This is a genomic window from Frankia alni ACN14a, assembly GCF_000058485.1.
Lineage (GTDB): Bacteria > Actinomycetota > Actinomycetes > Frankiales > Frankiaceae > Frankia > Frankia alni.
Genome location: NC_008278.1, coordinates 5,393,806 through 5,408,604 on the forward strand (window position 1 = coordinate 5,393,806; position 14,799 = coordinate 5,408,604).

The window sequence follows — 14,799 nt, forward strand, 5'->3', positions numbered from 1 at the left end:
GTCGTCAGGCTATCCCGCGGGCCGCGGAGACCCGGCGGGGGGCCGCGGCGCCACTCCGGTCAGGCCGAGGCCGGGACGGGGGCACGCACCCCTTCGGCGAGCTCGGCGGCCAGCCGGCCGATGCCGGCGAGGGCGGCGGCGTCGCCGGTGCCCGAGCGCTGCGCGTCCACCAGCACCTTGACCAGCGCCGAACCGACGATCACCCCGTCGGCGAACCCGGCGACCTCGGCGGCCTGCGCGCCGGTGCTCACCCCGAGGCCGACCGCGACCGGCAGCTCGGTGGTGGCCCGCACCCGGGCAACCAGATCGGCGGCCTGGCTGCCGACCGCGGCGCGGGTGCCGGTGACGCCCATCAGCGAGGCGGCGTAGACGAACCCGCGGGAGATCCCGGTGACCCGCCGGATCCTGGCGTCCGAGGAGCTCGGCGCGACGAGGAACACCGGGTCCAGCCCGTGCTCCGCGCTCGCCGCGAGCCAGGGGTCCGCCTCCTCGGGCGGCAGGTCCGGGGTGATCGTCCCCGCTCCGCCGGCCGCGGCGAGGTCGGCGGCGAACCGCGCCGGGCCGTAACGGTCGATCGGGTTCCAGTAGGTCATGACCACGGTCGGCGCACCGGTGGCGGCGACCGCCTCGACGGTGCGCAGCACGTCCACGGTCGTCACCCCGCCACGCAGCGCCGCGTCGGCGGCGTCCTGGATCACCGGCCCGTCCATGGTCGGGTCCGAGTAGGGCAGGCCCACCTCGACGACGTCGACGCCCGCCGCGACCATCGCCCGCATGGCCGCGACCGCGCCGTCGACCGTCGGGTAGCCTGCCGGCAGGTAGCCGACCAGCAGGGATCGACCCTCCTCGCGGGCGGCCGTGAAACGCTCGTCCAACCGACTCTGCACCGTGCTGCGTCCGTTCCGTCGGGCCCGAGGGCTGCCTGTGCGCCGGCGTCAGCCGCGCGGATCCGCGTCGGCGGCGGCGCCGCCCGCGTCGTCGAGCAGGCCGAACCAGCGGGCGGCCGTGTCGACGTCCTTGTCACCGCGCCCGGAGCAGTTCACCACGACGGTCGCGTCCGGACCGAGCTCGCGGGCGACGTCGAACGCGCCGGCGAAGGCATGCGCGCTCTCGATCGCGACCAGGATGCCCTCGGTGCGGGCGACCAGCGCGAGCGCCGCCATCGCCGCCGCGTCGTCGACGACGCGGTAGCTTGCCCGGCCGGTCTCGTGCAGCAGCGCGTGCTCGGGGCCGATGCCCGGGTAGTCCAGGCCGGCGGAGATCGAGTGGGACACCTGCGTCTGGCCGAACTCGTCCTGCAGCAGGAAGGTCCGCATGCCGTGCAGCACGCCCGAGGAGCCGCCGGCGATCGCCGCGGCGTGCCGCCCGGTGGCCACCCCGTCCCCGCCGGCCTCGCAGCCGATCAGTGCCACGCCGGTGTCGGGGATGAACGGGTGGAAGATGCCCATCGCGTTGGAGCCGCCGCCGACGCAGGCGACGACCGCGTCGGGCAGCCGGCCGGTGCGCTCGAGCACCTGGGCCCGGGCCTCCACGCCGATGATGCGCTGGAAGTCCCGCACCATCATCGGGAACGGGTGCGGGCCCATCACCGAACCGATGCAGTAATGGGTGTGCTCGACGGTGGCGACCCAGTCGCGCATCGCCTCGTTGATCGCGTCCTTGAGGGTGCGGCTGCCGGAGGCGACCGGGACGACCTCGGCGCCGAGCAGGCGCATCCGGGCGACGTTGAGCGCCTGCCGGCGGGTGTCCTCCTCGCCCATGTAGACCACGCACTCCAGGCCGAGCAGGGCGCACGCGGTGGCGGTGGCCACCCCGTGCTGGCCGGCGCCGGTCTCGGCGATGACCCGGGTCTTGCCCATCCGCCTGGTCAGCAGGCACTGCCCGAGCACATTGTTGATCTTGTGGGAGCCGGTGTGGGCGAGATCCTCGCGCTTGAGCAGGATGCGGGCGCCGCCGACGTGCTCGGTGAGCCGGTGCGCGTCGGTCAGCGGCGTGGGCCGCCCGGCGTAGGTGGCGAGCAGGTCGTCGAGCTCGGCGACGAAGCCCTCGTCGGCCCGGGCCTGGTCGTAGGCCTCGGTCAGCTCGTCGAGGGCCGCCATGAGCGCCTCGGGCACGAACCGCCCGCCGAACCGGCCGAAGTGCCCCGCGGGATCGGGAAACACCTGCCAGTTCTCCGCCTGCGCCCGGACGGCCTCGGCGGACGGCGTCGAGGTCGCGGTCTCGGCGGGAGCTGGCTGGGCAGCAGTTCGGGTAGCCACGGTGCGACTGTATCGGTCCGCACCGACAGTCCGGACGGACCCGCCGACCGCCGGGCCCGCTAGCGGCCGACCCTGGCCGCCGGATGCGCCCCGGCGGCCACGAGGTCGGCGACGGTCTGGCGGGGATCGCCGGTGACCGCCGCCTCGCCGACCAGCACCGCGTCGGCCCCGGCGGCCGCGTAGGCGAGCAGGTCGTGCGGGCCGCGCACCCCGGACTCGGCGACGGTGATCACGCCGGGGGGGACCATGGGCGCCAGCCGGGCGAACGTGGCCCGGTCGACCTCCAGAGTGCGCAGGTCACGGGCGTTGATGCCGATCAGCCGGGCATCGGCGTCCAGCGCGCGGCCGAGCTCCGCCTCGTCGTGCACCTCGACGAGCGCGGTCATGCCCAGCGACTCGATCCGCTCGCGCAGGCCGACCAGCCGGGGCTGGTCGAGCGCCGCGACGATGAGCAGCACGAGGTCCGCCCCGTGCGCACGCGCCTCGAAGACCTGGTAGGGCGAGACGATGAAGTCCTTGCGCAGCAGCGGGACGTCCACCGCGCGGCGCACCGCGTCGAGGTCGGCGAGCGACCCGCCGAAGCGGCGCCCCTCGGTGAGGACGCTGATGGCGGCGGCGCCGCCGGCCTCGTAGTCGAGGGCGAGGGCCGCGGGATCGGCGATGGCCGCCAGCTTCCCCTTCGACGGGGAACTGCGCTTGACCTCGGCGATCACCGATACCGGGGAGTTACGGAACACGGTGAGCGCGTCCCTGGGGTCGGGGACGCGCTCCACGCGCTGCTTGAGGTCGGCGAGGGGGGTCTGCTGCTCGCGGGCGGCCAGGTCGGCCCTGACCCCGTCGAGGATCTCGGCGAGGACGCTCATCGACCCGCGCTCGCGGCTGTCGCGGTCATGCCGCGATGGTAGGCCAGGCCCGGTGGCCCGACCCGAGGCCCCCACAACTTGCTACGACCCACAACGCTACGTAGCCAACGGTCGGGCAACGACGGCCCGCCTGCCGGCCGGTCGGCCGCGGCGGTCCGCGCCACGCCGTGCACGGGGCGCAGTGGCGCCAGTGGCCTTCGATCCCCTATAGTCGAACACGCGTTCGACATCGAGGGAGTTCTCATGGACACTCGCCGCACCTCCTTTCCGCTGCTCCCGGGCATCTCCCTGGTCCCCGGCCAGGCCCTGCCACGCCGGGCGGCCGGCGCCGGGCCGGCGGCGGCCCCCGCCCGGGCCGAGGACCTCGCCCGGGCCGGCGCCGCGGCGCCGGCCTGGGCGGAGCAGCTCGACGCGCTCGCCCGCTGCCTGGCTCGGATGGACGCGCTCATGGCGATGGTCGAGGCCGACCTCGACCGCCACACGCGGGTTCTCGCCGCGCTGGCCGACCCACTTCCGCAGCTCGTGCCCGTGGCCATGCCGCCGGATCTCGACGTCCCCCCGTATCCCGATCTGCCCGGCGGCGCCGCCGGGCGCGGCGAACAGCGATGATCAGGTGGGGTCGTGGCCCCGCTCGATCGCGTCCCAGGCGTCGACCGGCCGGGCCTCGCGGGCCTGGTAGCGGCCGGACATCCCCGGCCAGGATCGGCCTCGCAGGACGGCGAGGGCACCGGCGGCGGTGAGCAGCACGCCGCCGAGCATCGCCAGCCAGGGCGCGGCCGTGCGGTGCACGCCGCTGATCTCCGCCTGCCCGCCCGGGGCGAACTGGCGGACCTGGTCGGTGTCACGCAGGGCGGACAGCGGATCGACGCCGATGGCCCCCGCCACGTAGGCGATGCCGATCCCGGCGGCGACAGCCAGCAGGCCGACCACCGGCCGGCCGATCCGCCGGGTGGCGACGATCGCGACCGCGGCGGCGAGGCCGACGAGGGCCAGCGCCGTCGCCGCCGAGGCGATGTCGCCGCCGGTCCAGTGCACGGCGAGCGGCGCCGCCACGGCGGTGGCGTCCCGCTCGCCACGGGGGGTGCCCACGCGGGCGGAGACCCAGGTCGCCCCGCCGCACACCAGGACCAGACCCGCGCCGAGCAGGCAGCCGAGCACGGCGAGCACCCGTTCCCGGCGTCCCCGGCGGGCCGCCCGCGCCGCGCCGGCATCGTCGGTCGGGGCCGTCGGGGAGTCCGCCGGCAGGCCGGCGCTCATGCCGGCGGCCGCAGCGACTCGGCGACCTCGATCGCGCGCAGGACCGCCGCCGCCTTCGTGCGGCTCTCCAGGTCCTCGGCGTCGGGGTCGGAGTCGGCGACGATCCCGGCGCCGGCCTGGACGTAGGCCACGCCGTCGCGCAGCACGGTGGTGCGGATCGCGATCGCGGTGTCCAGGTCACCACCGAAGTCCAGATAGCCGACCACGCCGCCGTAGAGGCCGCGGCGGGTGGGCTCCAGCTCGTCGATGACCTCCATCGCGCGCACCTTCGGCGCCCCGGAGAGCGTGCCCGCCGGGAAGGTCGCGGTGAGCACGTCGACGGCGCTGCGCTCCGGCGCCACCTCACCGATCACCGTGGAGACGATATGCATGATGTGCGAGAACCGCTCGACCGCGGCGAACTCGACGACGCGCACCGAACCGGGCACGCAGACCCGACCGAGATCATTGCGGACCAGATCGACGAGCATCACGTGCTCCGAGCGCTCCTTCGGATCGGCGAGCAACTGCGCCGCCAGCTCCGCGTCGCGTTCCGGTGTCGCGCCCCGGGGCCGGCTGCCCGCGATGGGATGCAGCAGCGCCCGGCGCCCGGTGACCTTGACGTGCGCCTCCGGCGAGGAACCGACGACATCGTGGTCGCCGAACCGCAGCAGGTACATGTACGGGCTCGGGTTGGTCGTGCGCAGCACCCGGTAGACGTCGAGGGAGTCGGCGGCGGTCGTCCGCTCGAAACGCTGGGAGACCACGATCTGGAAGCACTCGCCGGCGCGGATCTCCTCGATGGCCCGCTCGACCGCGGCCTGGAAGGCACCGGGCGGCGTGGCGGAGACGAAGTCACCGACCCCGCTGGCCGCCCCGCTGGTCGTCGCCACCGTCGGCTCGGTCCACTTCGCCAGGTCGCTGGTCATCGCGTCCAGCCTGGCCACCGCATCGTCGTACAGGGCGTCGAGGTCCGGGCGGGCGGCCTCGGCCGGATCGCCGCCGGGCTCGGTCGACGCCCCCGTGAAGACGTTGGCGACCAGCAGGCACGAGCCGTCGGCGTGGTCGAGGACGGCGAGGTCCGTGGTGAGCAGCATCCGCAGCTCGGGCAGGCCGAGATCGTCGACGGCGTGCGAGGGCAGCCGCTCGATGCGCCGGACGATGTCGTAGCCGAGGTAGCCGACGAGGCCGCCCATCAGCGGTGGGGCGTCCGGATCGTTGGCCGCGCGCAGGGAGCGTTCCACCGCGCGCAGGATGTCCAGCGGGTCGCCCTCGGTGGGCACGCCGGGCGGCGGCGTGCCCACCCAGACCGCCTGGCCGTCGCGTTCGGTCAGCGTCGCCGCGGCCCGCACCCCGACGAACGAGTACCGCGACCACACCCCGCCGTGCTCGGCGGACTCGAGCAGGAAGGTGCCCGGCCCGCCGGCGAGCTTGCGGTAGATCCCGACCGGGGTCTCGCCGTCGGCGAGCAGCCGGCGGGTGACGGCGACGACCGGGCGGCTGCCGGCGGCGGCGTGGAAGGCGGCCCGGTCGGGGCGGATCCGCCCGGTGGTCATCGGGCCGGCCCGGCGTCGGCCGTGACGCCCGGGTCACCCACGCGCGTGGGCAGCGGATCGGCGACGAAGCAGTTCCGGGTGCCGGTGTGGCAGGCGGGACCAATCTGGTCCACCCGGACGAGGACGGCGTCGCCGTCGCAGTCGAGGGCGACCGAACGGACCCACTGCTGGTGGCCGGAGGTGTCGCCCTTGACCCAGTACTCCCCGCGGCTGCGGCTCCAGTACGTGGCCCGCCCGGTGGTCAACGTGCGGTGCAGCGCCTCGTCGTCCATCCACCCGAGCATCAGCACCTCGCCGGTGTCGTGCTGCTGGGCGATGGCCGGGAACAGACCGGCGTCGTTGCGACGCAGGCGGCTGGCGATGGCGGGATCCAGAGCGGATGGACGTACGGTCACGGCTCCATTCTGCTCGTCCGCGGCGGCGGGGCAGGGCGCACGTCGACCGACCCGACCGGCGCCGCCGGGGCCACCGCCCCCGCTTCCGGGCCCGACACCGCCGCCGCCGGACCCACCGCGACCGCCCCAACACCCGCCGCCCAGGACTGGTGCATCCGGCGGTACACCCCGGGCACGGCGACCAACGCGTGGTGATGGCCTCGTTGCACGATGCGCCCGGCGTCCACGACGACGATGTCCTGCGCCGCCTCCGCGGTCGACAGCCGGTGCGCGATCGTCACCGAGGTGCGGTCCCGGGTCAGTTCGACCAGCGCCGCCGACAGGCGCACCTCGGTCTCGGGGTCCACCGCGGAGGTGGCCTCGTCCAGGACCAGCAGGTCCGGATCGGCCAGCCGGGCGCGGGCCAGCGCGACGAGCTGCCGCTCGCCGGCCGACAGTCGCGACCCGCCCTCCCCCACCCGGGTTGCCAGCCCCGCCGGCAGCCCGGCGAGCCAGTCGGCGAGGCCCAGTGCCTCGAAGGCGGCGCGGACGGCCTCGTCGTCGGCCCCGGGGCGGCCGTAGCGGACGTTGTCGGCGATCGTGAGGTCGAACAGGAACCCGTCCTGCGGCACGAGCAGCACCCGGCCGCGCAGCGAGGCGAACCGCACCTCGGGCAGCGGCACGCCGCCGATGCGCACGGTGCCCGTGGTCGGATCCATCAGCCGGGTGAGCAGCTTGGCCATGGTCGTCTTGCCGGACCCGGTCTCGCCGACCACCGCCACCCGGGTGCGCGGGGCGATCTCCAGGTCGACGTCGCGCAGCACCGGCGGCCCGTCGGGATAGGCGAACCCGACCCCGTCGAACCGCACCCCCAGCGGTCCGGCCGGCAGGTCCCGGCCGGCCTGGGCCGTGACCGGGCCGCGTTCTCTGCCGGGAGCCGGTCCGACGCGACTGCGGGGCGCCGGCAGTCGGCCGACGGCCGGGCCGAGGGCGGGGTCGCGGACGTCGGTCGGGATGTCCAGGACGTCGAGCACCCGGCGCAGCCCGGCCAGCGCGTTGGCCGCGTCGTTGAGCACCTCGGTCATGGACTGGATCGGCATGACGAACAGGGTCATCAGGAACAGGAACGCGATCAGCCGCCCGGTGGTGAGGGAGCCGGCGACGCCGAGCGCCACTCCCGCCGTCACGACCGCGGCGGTGGCCAGCGCGGCGACCAGCTCACTGAGCGAGAAGACCCCGGCGACGACCCGCTGCGCCTCGATCTGGGCGGACCGATAGCGGCCGATGGTCCGGTCGATGCGCCGCCCGGTCCGTTCCTGGACGCCGTAGGCCCGCACGACCGGGGCGCCGACCACCGCCTCGGACACGGCGCCCAACAGCTCGCCGACCCGTTCGCGCACGATCGCGTAGCGACCGGCGAGGCGGCGCTGCACCAGCCGGGTCACGACGAACAGGGGGACGAAGAACGCGTAGACGAGGAGGGTCAGCTGCCACGAGTAGACGACCATCAGCACGGTGGCCAGCAGCATCTGGCCGGAGGAGACCAGCAGCATCACGCCGCCGAACTGGAGGAACTGCGACATCTGGTCGACGTCGCTGGTCACCCGGGAGGTCAGCGAGCCGCGGCGTTGGGCGGACTGGCTGAGCATCGACAGGTCGTGGATGTGTCGGAAGGCGTGCACCCGCAGGGTGGCGAGGGTGCCCTCGGACAGGCGGTAGAGCCGCAGGTTCATCCGGTAGGTGGCGACGGTGGTCAGCACGATGACGACCGCGGCCGCGCCGACGGCCACGGCGACCAGGCCGACGTCGGCGCCGTCGTCGGTGAGCCCACGGTCGAGGGTCTGCTGCACGACCACCGGGATGACGACCTTCCCCGTGGTGGCCACCAGGGCAAGCGCGAGCGTGCCGAGCAGGCCCCGGGTCAGGTCGGGGGACAGCGCGCGCAGCCGGCGAAACGTTGCCGCGAGCGTGGGCTGGACCGGCGGGGCCGGAGTCCTCACGGGGCCGCCTCCGGTTCGAGCTCCCGGACGTGCTCGGAGACGGCGGGCTCTGGGAGGGCAGGCTCACGCCCCTGGACGGCGGGCTCGCGGACGGCGGGCTCGGGGAGGGCGCCGGCCGCGCGGGCGGCGGCCTCGTAGGCGGTGAGCAGGGCGGTGTAACGCGGGGAGGAGGCGAGCAGGTCCTCGTGTCGACCGCGTCCGATGACCCGGCCGGCGTCGAGGTGGATCACCTCGTCGGCCAGCGCGATCGTGGAGCGGCGCTGGGCGACGACCACGACGGTCGAGGCGCCGGCACGTGCTCGCAGGTCGGCGAGGATCGCCGCCTCCACCCGGGGATCGACGCTGGCGGTGGCGTCGTCGAGGACGAGCAGCCGCGGGGCGCGGACGAGCGCGCGAGCCAGGCCGATCCGTTGGCGCTGGCCGCCGGACAGGGAGGTCCCGCGCTCGCCGACCATGGTGTCGAGGCCGTCGGGCAGGGCGGCGACGAAGCCGTCGGCCTGCGCGCGGCGCAGCGCCGCCCAGACCTCGTCGTCGGCGGCCTCCATGCCCAGGGTCACGTTGGCCCGCACGGTGTCGTCGAACAGGAACGCCTGCTGGGCGACGACGGCGACGGCTCGGCTCACCTCGCCGGCGGCGAGTTCGCGCAGGTCGACACCGTCGAGCAGCACGGTGCCGGCCTGCGGGTCGACGAGCCGCGCGAGCAGGTTCACCAGGGAGGACTTGCCGGCGCCGGTGCGGCCGGTGATCGCGACGACGCTGCCCGCGGTCACGTCGAAGCTCACCGCGTCCACCACCGGCCGCGGCGGCGGATCGCCGGCGCTCGCGCGCTCCGCCGGCTCGCCGCTCGGGTCTGCGCCGGCGTCGAGAGTAGCACCGGAGGAGGTCGGGTAGCTGTAGGTGACGGCGTCGAGGCGCAGTGACGCGGGGCCAGTCGTGGTCAGCGTGCGCGAGCCGTACTCCTCGTGCCCTTGGGCCCGCAATACCGCCTCGACCCGGTCGTAGCCGACGACCTCCCGCGGCAGGTCCCCGAACACCCAGCCGAACGCCCGCAGCGGGAAGGCGAGCAGGGTGAACAGGTAGGCGACCCGAACGAGCTGGCCGACGTCCATCGCCCCGGCGTCGATGCGGATCGCGCCGACCAGCAGCACCAGCAGGATCCCCAGGTTCGGCAGGGCCTCCATCACGGGGTCGAACAGGCCCCGCAACCGGCCCGCGTGGATCATCGCGTCGCGCAGGTGCTCGGCGCGGACGGCGAAGCGGGCGGTCTCGTCCTCCTCCCGGCCGAGGGTCTTGACGACGAGGGCGCCGTCGAACGACTCGTGCGCCACCGCGCTGACCTCCCCGCGCAACTGCTGGGCCCGGGAGTACAGCGGCCACACCCGCCGCCCGTACCAGACGTTGAGCACGCCGAACGTCGGGAAGATCACGAAACCGATCAGCGCCAGCACCGGGTCGGTGACCACGAGCAGCACCAGCGCCACCACGAGCATGACGAGCGCGCCGAGCGCGAACGGCAGCGGCATCACCGGGGCCCAGGCCGCCTCGACGTCCGAGTTGGCGTTCGACAGCAGCGTGCCGGTGGAGTGCCGCTGATGCCAGGACAGCGGCAACCGCAGGTACTGGCGGGTCACCGCGTGCCGGTGCCGCGCCTGCAGCCGGAACACGACCGTTCCGCCGGCGAGGCGGCGCAGGAACATGCCGAGCGCCCGCGCGAGGCCGACGAGGCTCAGCGCCGCCGCGGCCAGGGCGACTCCCGACCAGTCGGCGTACCCCCGCCGGATCGCCGGGATCACCACCCGGTCCGTGGCCTCGCCGAGCACGAGGGAGCTCGCCACCCCCGTCAGCGTGAACAGGCAGCCACCGACCGTTGCCACGGCGAACAGGCGGGGCTCGTCGCGGATGCCCCGCCCGAGGTTCGCGAAGCCCTGGCCGATGACCCCGGGTTGTCGCCCCGGCTCCGCCACCCGCTCCGACATCGTCACCCTCCGTCAACACGTCACGGCAGCGGCGCCGGCGTGGTGGCGGCGGTCAGCGCACCGGAACGCCCGTGTCCCGCAGCGCCGCCTTCACCTCGCCGATGCGCAGCTGCCCGAAATGGAACACGCTGGCCGCGAGCACCGCGTCCGCGCCCGCGCCGACCGCCGGCGCGAAATGAGCGAGGTCACCGGCCCCGCCGCTGGCGATCACCGGCACGTCGACCTCGGCGCGCACGGCGGAGATCATCTCCAGATCGTAGCCGTCCCGGGTCCCGTCGGCGTCCATCGAATTGAGCAGGATCTCGCCGGCACCGAGCTCGACCACGCGCGAAGTCCAGCCGACCGCGTCGATTCCGGTTCCCCGGCGACCACCGTGCGTAGTCACCTCGAAGCGGGGACCCGCCGGATCCGGGCAGCGCCGGGCGTCCACCGAGATCACGATGCACTGGTTGCCGAACCGGTGCGCGCACTCGCGGACCAGCTCGGGCCGGCCCACCGCGGCCGTGTTGATCCCCACCTTGTCGGCCCCGGCGCGCAGCAGCCGGTTGACGTCGTCAGCGGAACGGACCCCGCCTCCGACGGTGAGCGGGATGAACACCTGCTCGGCGGTGCGCCGGACGATGTCGTACGTGGTCTCCCGGTCGCCACTCGACGCCGTGATGTCGAGGAACGTCAGCTCGTCGGCGCCCTCGGCGTCGTAGAGCCGGGCCATCTCGACCGGGTCCCCGGCGTCGCGCAGGTCGGTGAAGTTCACGCCCTTGACCACCCGCCCGCCGTCGACGTCGAGGCAGGGAATCACCCGAACCGCGACGCTCACCCCGCCACGACCGTAGAGGTGACGGCGAGGGCCTCGGGGAGGGTGAAGGCACCCGCGTAGAGGGCCTTGCCGACGATCGCGCCCTCGACGCCGGGCACCGCGGCGATCGCCACGAGGTCGGCGAGCGCGGACACTCCCCCGCTGGCGACGACCGGCCGGTCGGTCACCGCGGTCACCGAGCGCAGCAGCTCGACGTTCGGGCCGGTCAGCGTGCCGTCGCGGCGCACGTCGGTCACCACGTAGCGGGCGCAGCCGTCGGCGTCGAGGCGGGCGAGCACCTCGAACAGCTCGCCGCCGTCCTGGGTCCAGCCGCGGGCGGCCAGCGTCGTGCCGCGCACGTCGAGCCCGACGGCGATCCGGTCGCCCACCCGGTCGATCGCCCGGCGCACCCAGTCGGGATCCTCCAGGGCGGCCGTGCCGATGTTGACCCGCGCCGCGCCGGTGGCCAGCGCCGCGTCGAGGGAGTCGTCGTCGCGGATGCCGCCGGAGAGCTCCACGGCCACGTCGACCGAGCGGACGACCTCGGCGATCAGCTCGCGGTTCGAGCCGCGGCCGAACGCGGCGTCGAGGTCGACGAGATGGATCCACTCGGCGCCGTCACGCTGCCAGGTCAGCGCCGCCTCGAGCGGATCACCGTACGAGGTCTCGGATCCGGCCTCGCCCTGAACGAGCCGGACGGCCCGCCCGTCGGCCACATCGACGGCGGGAAGCAGAGTAAGCGTCACACCGGCCACCCTACGGCCACGCGCGACGGCCCGAGATCACTGCCGCCGGCACCGCCGGTGACGACCCGTCTCGACGACGTCGCTCCCGACCGGGATGCTCGGCAGTGGCAGATCTTGGACTATGGCTGGGCGACGGCCGGCGTCCTGCGCGTCGCGCCGGCCGGATGTGGCGTCACCCCGGGGCGACGCCGGTCAATCGCACCTGGGGTACGGCCACGGGCCGTTCAGGTAGTCAAACATGGCGTTCCAGCTGTAGTACGAGCTCGCCGTGTCGGATTGGCACGCTATGAAGCTGTACATGAAACCACTCGGGTCACGGTAGTCGGAGCGATTGGTGAAGAGTGTGCTATGGAAGACCAAAAACACCATCTCCACATCGCCACTGACGTCCCAGTACACGGCTTTCGGCCCCTGGCCGTCCATGATGCCGGCATCTGGCAGGTTCGCGAGAGCCGGCCATACGTCAGTCACACCCAAAGGACGGGCCCAAGGCCCCATGGGCAGCATATCTCCGCTGCTTGCATCGAGCAGGACGACCCGGTTTCCCGCGATGAACAGGTAGGAGTCGCCGAAGGCCGTGGCACAGGAGATGCCGTTGGCCCACTGCTCTTTCTCTTCCTCGCCGAACTCTCCGCTGTCGATCCGGCTGAGCCCCCTCCAGATATCCGTCAATTTCGACGGCGACCAGGTGACCGAGGCTCCGTTACCGTCCGTTCGCGCACAGTAGGTGTCGTTGAACAGCCACCACATCCCAGTGCGGGGGACGAAGGTGCATGTATCCAGCCCACTGTCAAACTGCTTGTAGTCCTTGAGGCAGGGCCATCCATAGGTGCCCCTGAAATCCTCCGGGTTAGTGTGCATGGAGTTCCCGTCATACCCCGTGGAGAAGTAGACCGACGACACGGACTCGTCCGGATTCGAATTGGTGGCAGTGAAAGTCCAACGGTTCTTGTAGAGGTTGATGGAGTTCACGGTCCACCACCGCAGGCCGTTCACAGGGTCCGGCGGGTTCCATCCTCCCGGCGGGACGTAGCCCTCGTCCGGCACCGGCATCACAGCAGGATCGGGAATCCACCCCTCCAGTTTGACCCTTCCGTCCGACACCTGGGCCGACACCGCCTTGATCGACTCCACCTCAACATCAATATACGCCTTAACCGCCTCGAAGAGCGGCGCGAGCTCCTCGAGCCCCTCCATGGCCGCTTTCAGGAACTGATCGAAGAGCTTGTCCATGCCGCCGATCCAGACGACCGCCTGCTTGCTCAGGTGAATGGCATAATAGAGGCCACTCACTTCGCAGTAGACGTCTCCGCTGATGTCGGCCTTGCCGATGTCGGTCGCCCCGGTGTGCGAGCGGTGCGTGAGCGTTCCGTCAACCGGTTGATGGGGAAGCAGCAAGGTGACTCCTCCTGTCAGGACCGTCGGCCAAAGGGTAGGAGATCAAGCGGCTCGGCGATGGGCATTCGAGAACTTTTGTCCGTCTAGGTGATGGGATGCTCTGGTCTGGTACAGGATCAGCGCCCGCCATATCCTCGGCGCGCACGAACCGAGCGGCACGTCGCAAGCCCTGCTGGGCACGAGGAGGCAGGTGTCGAGCAGCGGGGAGACACCTTGTTCGGCCATCAGCCTTTTGACGGGCGGCTTCCAGCGCCGCGCCGCCTGGGACTCGTCGGGGCTGACGTCATAGCGGCCGAGACGCTCGGTATCGGCGCTCTTTACCCAGATCGGAGGCCATCCGCTCTGTGCGGCGGACCATGCGTGGGCACAGTCAAGCCGAAGCCTCCGGGCTCCGACCGTCCCGCCGTCGATCCCCTACCGCGCCACCCTCGATCTCAAGACTGTCTCCGAGCTCCTTGGCCACGCCTCCGTCCACTTCACCGGTGACGTCTGCACCTCGGTCTTCGCTGATGCCGATCGGGCCGCCGCGAGGGCCGCGGCCGAGATCATCCCTCGCCGTCGGCCGACAGATGCTGCACCGCAGGCTGGCCCAGCCGACACGACAGTCGCCGCGGAGAGCAGCCGAGGATCGACGAACCAACACCCGACACCCCCCGACCTGAGCTTGACCTTTGAGCCTCCGTCCACACGATCAAACTGCCCGGGATGTCGCCCAGTACCTGGGAGGCGAGTCTGTCGAGGCGCTTCCGATCTCCGTAGTTCCCTTCCACTCAAACAATGGGCGAGTGAGGCGCCCTCACGGGATCTTCGGGTCGACGCACACCCCCCACGCTGCACCCCCGCCCGCGTCAGCAATCACTCTCGGCCATCGTCAAACAAGATCAATAAATGATCATCCACAGTTCGTTCGGCACCACGCGGCACCACCAGGGCCAACTGTTGATCTCTGCAGTGACCGGGGCTCTGTCTGTTTCATGCTCGAACGGGAGAAAGGCACCTGCGCCGAAGCCGCGTTCCTGCGCTCCATCAGCACCGGACAGATCAGCCTGATCCCACTGGCTCGCCAGGACCTCGACCGGATGATCGAACTGGTCGAAAAGTACAGCGACTTCCCGCTCGGCGCCGTCGACGCCTCCGTTCTCGCGATCACCGAACGGCTCGACGCGAAGCTCCCATGACCTTCGGGTTCGGCCCGCTCTGAGCAGCGATCGAGAGTTCCTCTTCGACGTGAGGCGAGCCGCCCTACGGGCATACGTCGGACAGACGTCGGGGTGGGACGATGCGGAACAGCGCATAACCGCTGACAGGGAGTTCGCCGACCTGCCATTTGCCGTGGTCGAGGAGAGCGGGCGAGCCGTCGGCTACGCGTGTGTCATCCACCAGAGTAAGTACGACTTCGTCGAGGAGATCGCGCTGCTCCCCGAGGCGCAAGGTCGTGGCATTGGCACCCATCTGTTACGGGGCATCCACATCGTCGGGATACCAGGCCAGCACCCGACGCCGCACGGTGAGCAGATCAAGCGAGTCGTCCCGGACCACGCCGCCCGTGAGGCTGGCCAGAATCTGGGTCGGGGCCAGTAGCAGTGGTCACTGCCA

The 14,799-nt window shown here is 72.6% G+C and carries 14 protein-coding genes and 1 pseudogene; 3 read left to right on the forward strand and 12 right to left on the reverse strand.

The features are described from left to right. Positions 1 to 59 precede the first annotated feature (59 nt). Genes trpA through trpC form a run of 3 tightly spaced genes read right to left on the reverse strand, consistent with a single transcriptional unit; the run spans position 60 to position 3,121 of the window. Entirely contained in the window at positions 60 to 887 is an 828-nt protein-coding gene (gene trpA / locus FRAAL_RS21675) for a tryptophan synthase subunit alpha (RefSeq protein WP_011606081.1), read from the reverse strand. A 48-nt stretch (positions 888 to 935) separates the two neighbouring features. Further along, a complete protein-coding gene (gene trpB, locus FRAAL_RS21680; RefSeq protein ID WP_011606082.1) occupies positions 936 to 2,258 on the reverse strand; it encodes a tryptophan synthase subunit beta in 1,323 nt (440 codons plus the stop codon). Between the two features lie 59 nt (positions 2,259 to 2,317). Then, positions 2,318 to 3,121 carry an indole-3-glycerol phosphate synthase TrpC gene (gene trpC / locus FRAAL_RS21685; RefSeq protein WP_011606083.1) on the reverse strand — a complete coding sequence of 268 codons (804 nt, stop codon included), beginning with the start codon at positions 3,119 to 3,121 and terminating at the stop codon, positions 2,318 to 2,320. A 243-nt stretch (positions 3,122 to 3,364) separates the two neighbouring features. On the opposite strand from trpC, the gene FRAAL_RS21690 reads away from it, so the two are divergent. Beyond that, the gene (locus tag FRAAL_RS21690) at positions 3,365 to 3,730 is read left to right on the forward strand and encodes a hypothetical protein (protein ID WP_041939601.1); all 366 of its coding nucleotides are present in this window, start codon (positions 3,365 to 3,367) and stop codon (positions 3,728 to 3,730) included. On the opposite strand, the gene FRAAL_RS21695 is transcribed toward FRAAL_RS21690, so the two are convergent. From FRAAL_RS21695 to FRAAL_RS21730, 8 genes are all read right to left on the reverse strand, one after another. Further along, entirely contained in the window at positions 3,731 to 4,378 is a 648-nt protein-coding gene (locus tag FRAAL_RS21695; RefSeq protein WP_011606085.1) for a Trp biosynthesis-associated membrane protein, read from the reverse strand. Beyond that, positions 4,375 to 5,913, reverse strand: coding sequence for an anthranilate synthase component I (locus tag FRAAL_RS21700; RefSeq protein ID WP_011606086.1), 1,539 nt, complete (start codon positions 5,911 to 5,913; stop codon positions 4,375 to 4,377). Before FRAAL_RS21700 ends, FRAAL_RS21695 begins: the two co-directional genes overlap by 4 nt. Then, positions 5,910 to 6,308 carry a phosphoribosyl-AMP cyclohydrolase gene (gene hisI, locus FRAAL_RS21705; protein WP_011606087.1) on the reverse strand — a complete coding sequence of 133 codons (399 nt, stop codon included), beginning with the start codon at positions 6,306 to 6,308 and terminating at the stop codon, positions 5,910 to 5,912. Before hisI ends, FRAAL_RS21700 begins: the two co-directional genes overlap by 4 nt. Beyond that, a complete protein-coding gene (locus tag FRAAL_RS21710; RefSeq protein WP_011606088.1) occupies positions 6,305 to 8,287 on the reverse strand; it encodes an ABC transporter ATP-binding protein in 1,983 nt (660 codons plus the stop codon). The genes hisI and FRAAL_RS21710 overlap by 4 nt, the downstream gene beginning before the upstream one ends. Continuing rightward, positions 8,284 to 10,263, reverse strand: coding sequence for an ABC transporter ATP-binding protein (locus FRAAL_RS21715; protein WP_041940856.1), 1,980 nt, complete (start codon positions 10,261 to 10,263; stop codon positions 8,284 to 8,286). The genes FRAAL_RS21710 and FRAAL_RS21715 overlap by 4 nt, the downstream gene beginning before the upstream one ends. A gap of 52 nt (positions 10,264 to 10,315) precedes the next feature. Next, positions 10,316 to 11,080: an imidazole glycerol phosphate synthase subunit HisF gene (gene hisF / locus FRAAL_RS21720; RefSeq protein WP_011606090.1), complete on the reverse strand. Its 765-nt coding sequence runs from the start codon at positions 11,078 to 11,080 to the stop codon at positions 10,316 to 10,318. Next, positions 11,077 to 11,805 (reverse strand): bifunctional 1-(5-phosphoribosyl)-5-((5-phosphoribosylamino)methylideneamino)imidazole-4-carboxamide isomerase/phosphoribosylanthranilate isomerase PriA, encoded by a 729-nt coding sequence (gene priA / locus FRAAL_RS21725; protein ID WP_041940857.1) that lies wholly within the window; start codon positions 11,803 to 11,805, stop codon positions 11,077 to 11,079. Before priA ends, hisF begins: the two co-directional genes overlap by 4 nt. Positions 11,806 to 11,997: 192 nt before the next feature. Beyond that, positions 11,998 to 13,203, reverse strand: a complete 1,206-nt coding sequence (locus FRAAL_RS21730) for a hypothetical protein (protein WP_011606092.1) — start codon at positions 13,201 to 13,203, stop codon at positions 11,998 to 12,000. Between the two features lie 974 nt (positions 13,204 to 14,177). Here FRAAL_RS21730 and FRAAL_RS21735 point away from each other — a divergent pair. Both FRAAL_RS21735 and FRAAL_RS36430 read left to right on the forward strand, forming a co-directional pair. Beyond that, the gene (locus FRAAL_RS21735; protein ID WP_011606093.1) at positions 14,178 to 14,381 is read left to right on the forward strand and encodes a hypothetical protein; all 204 of its coding nucleotides are present in this window, start codon (positions 14,178 to 14,180) and stop codon (positions 14,379 to 14,381) included. 49 nt (positions 14,382 to 14,430) lie between these two features. Beyond that, positions 14,431 to 14,655: pseudogene (locus tag FRAAL_RS36430) on the forward strand (GNAT family N-acetyltransferase); the annotation flags it as partial. A 3-nt stretch (positions 14,656 to 14,658) separates the two neighbouring features. Here FRAAL_RS36430 and FRAAL_RS36435 read toward each other — a convergent pair. Beyond that, a complete protein-coding gene (locus FRAAL_RS36435; protein ID WP_505474309.1) occupies positions 14,659 to 14,742 on the reverse strand; it encodes a hypothetical protein in 84 nt (27 codons plus the stop codon). Between the last annotated feature and the right edge of the window lie 57 nt (positions 14,743 to 14,799).

Bases quoted from the DNA above. Each gene is read 5' to 3' on its own strand.
- trpC (WP_011606083.1), bottom strand. From the start codon at position 3,121: ATGAGCGTCCTCGCCGAGATCCTCGACGGGGTCAGGGCCGACCTGGCC.
- FRAAL_RS21690 (WP_041939601.1), top strand. From the start codon at position 3,365: ATGGACACTCGCCGCACCTCCTTTCCGCTGCTCCCGGGCATCTCCCTG.
- FRAAL_RS21695 (WP_011606085.1), bottom strand. From the start codon at position 4,378: ATGAGCGCCGGCCTGCCGGCGGACTCCCCGACGGCCCCGACCGACGAT.
- FRAAL_RS21700 (WP_011606086.1), bottom strand. From the start codon at position 5,913: ATGACCACCGGGCGGATCCGCCCCGACCGGGCCGCCTTCCACGCCGCC.
- FRAAL_RS21715 (WP_041940856.1), bottom strand. From the start codon at position 10,263: ATGTCGGAGCGGGTGGCGGAGCCGGGGCGACAACCCGGGGTCATCGGC.
- FRAAL_RS21735 (WP_011606093.1), top strand. From the start codon at position 14,178: ATGCTCGAACGGGAGAAAGGCACCTGCGCCGAAGCCGCGTTCCTGCGC.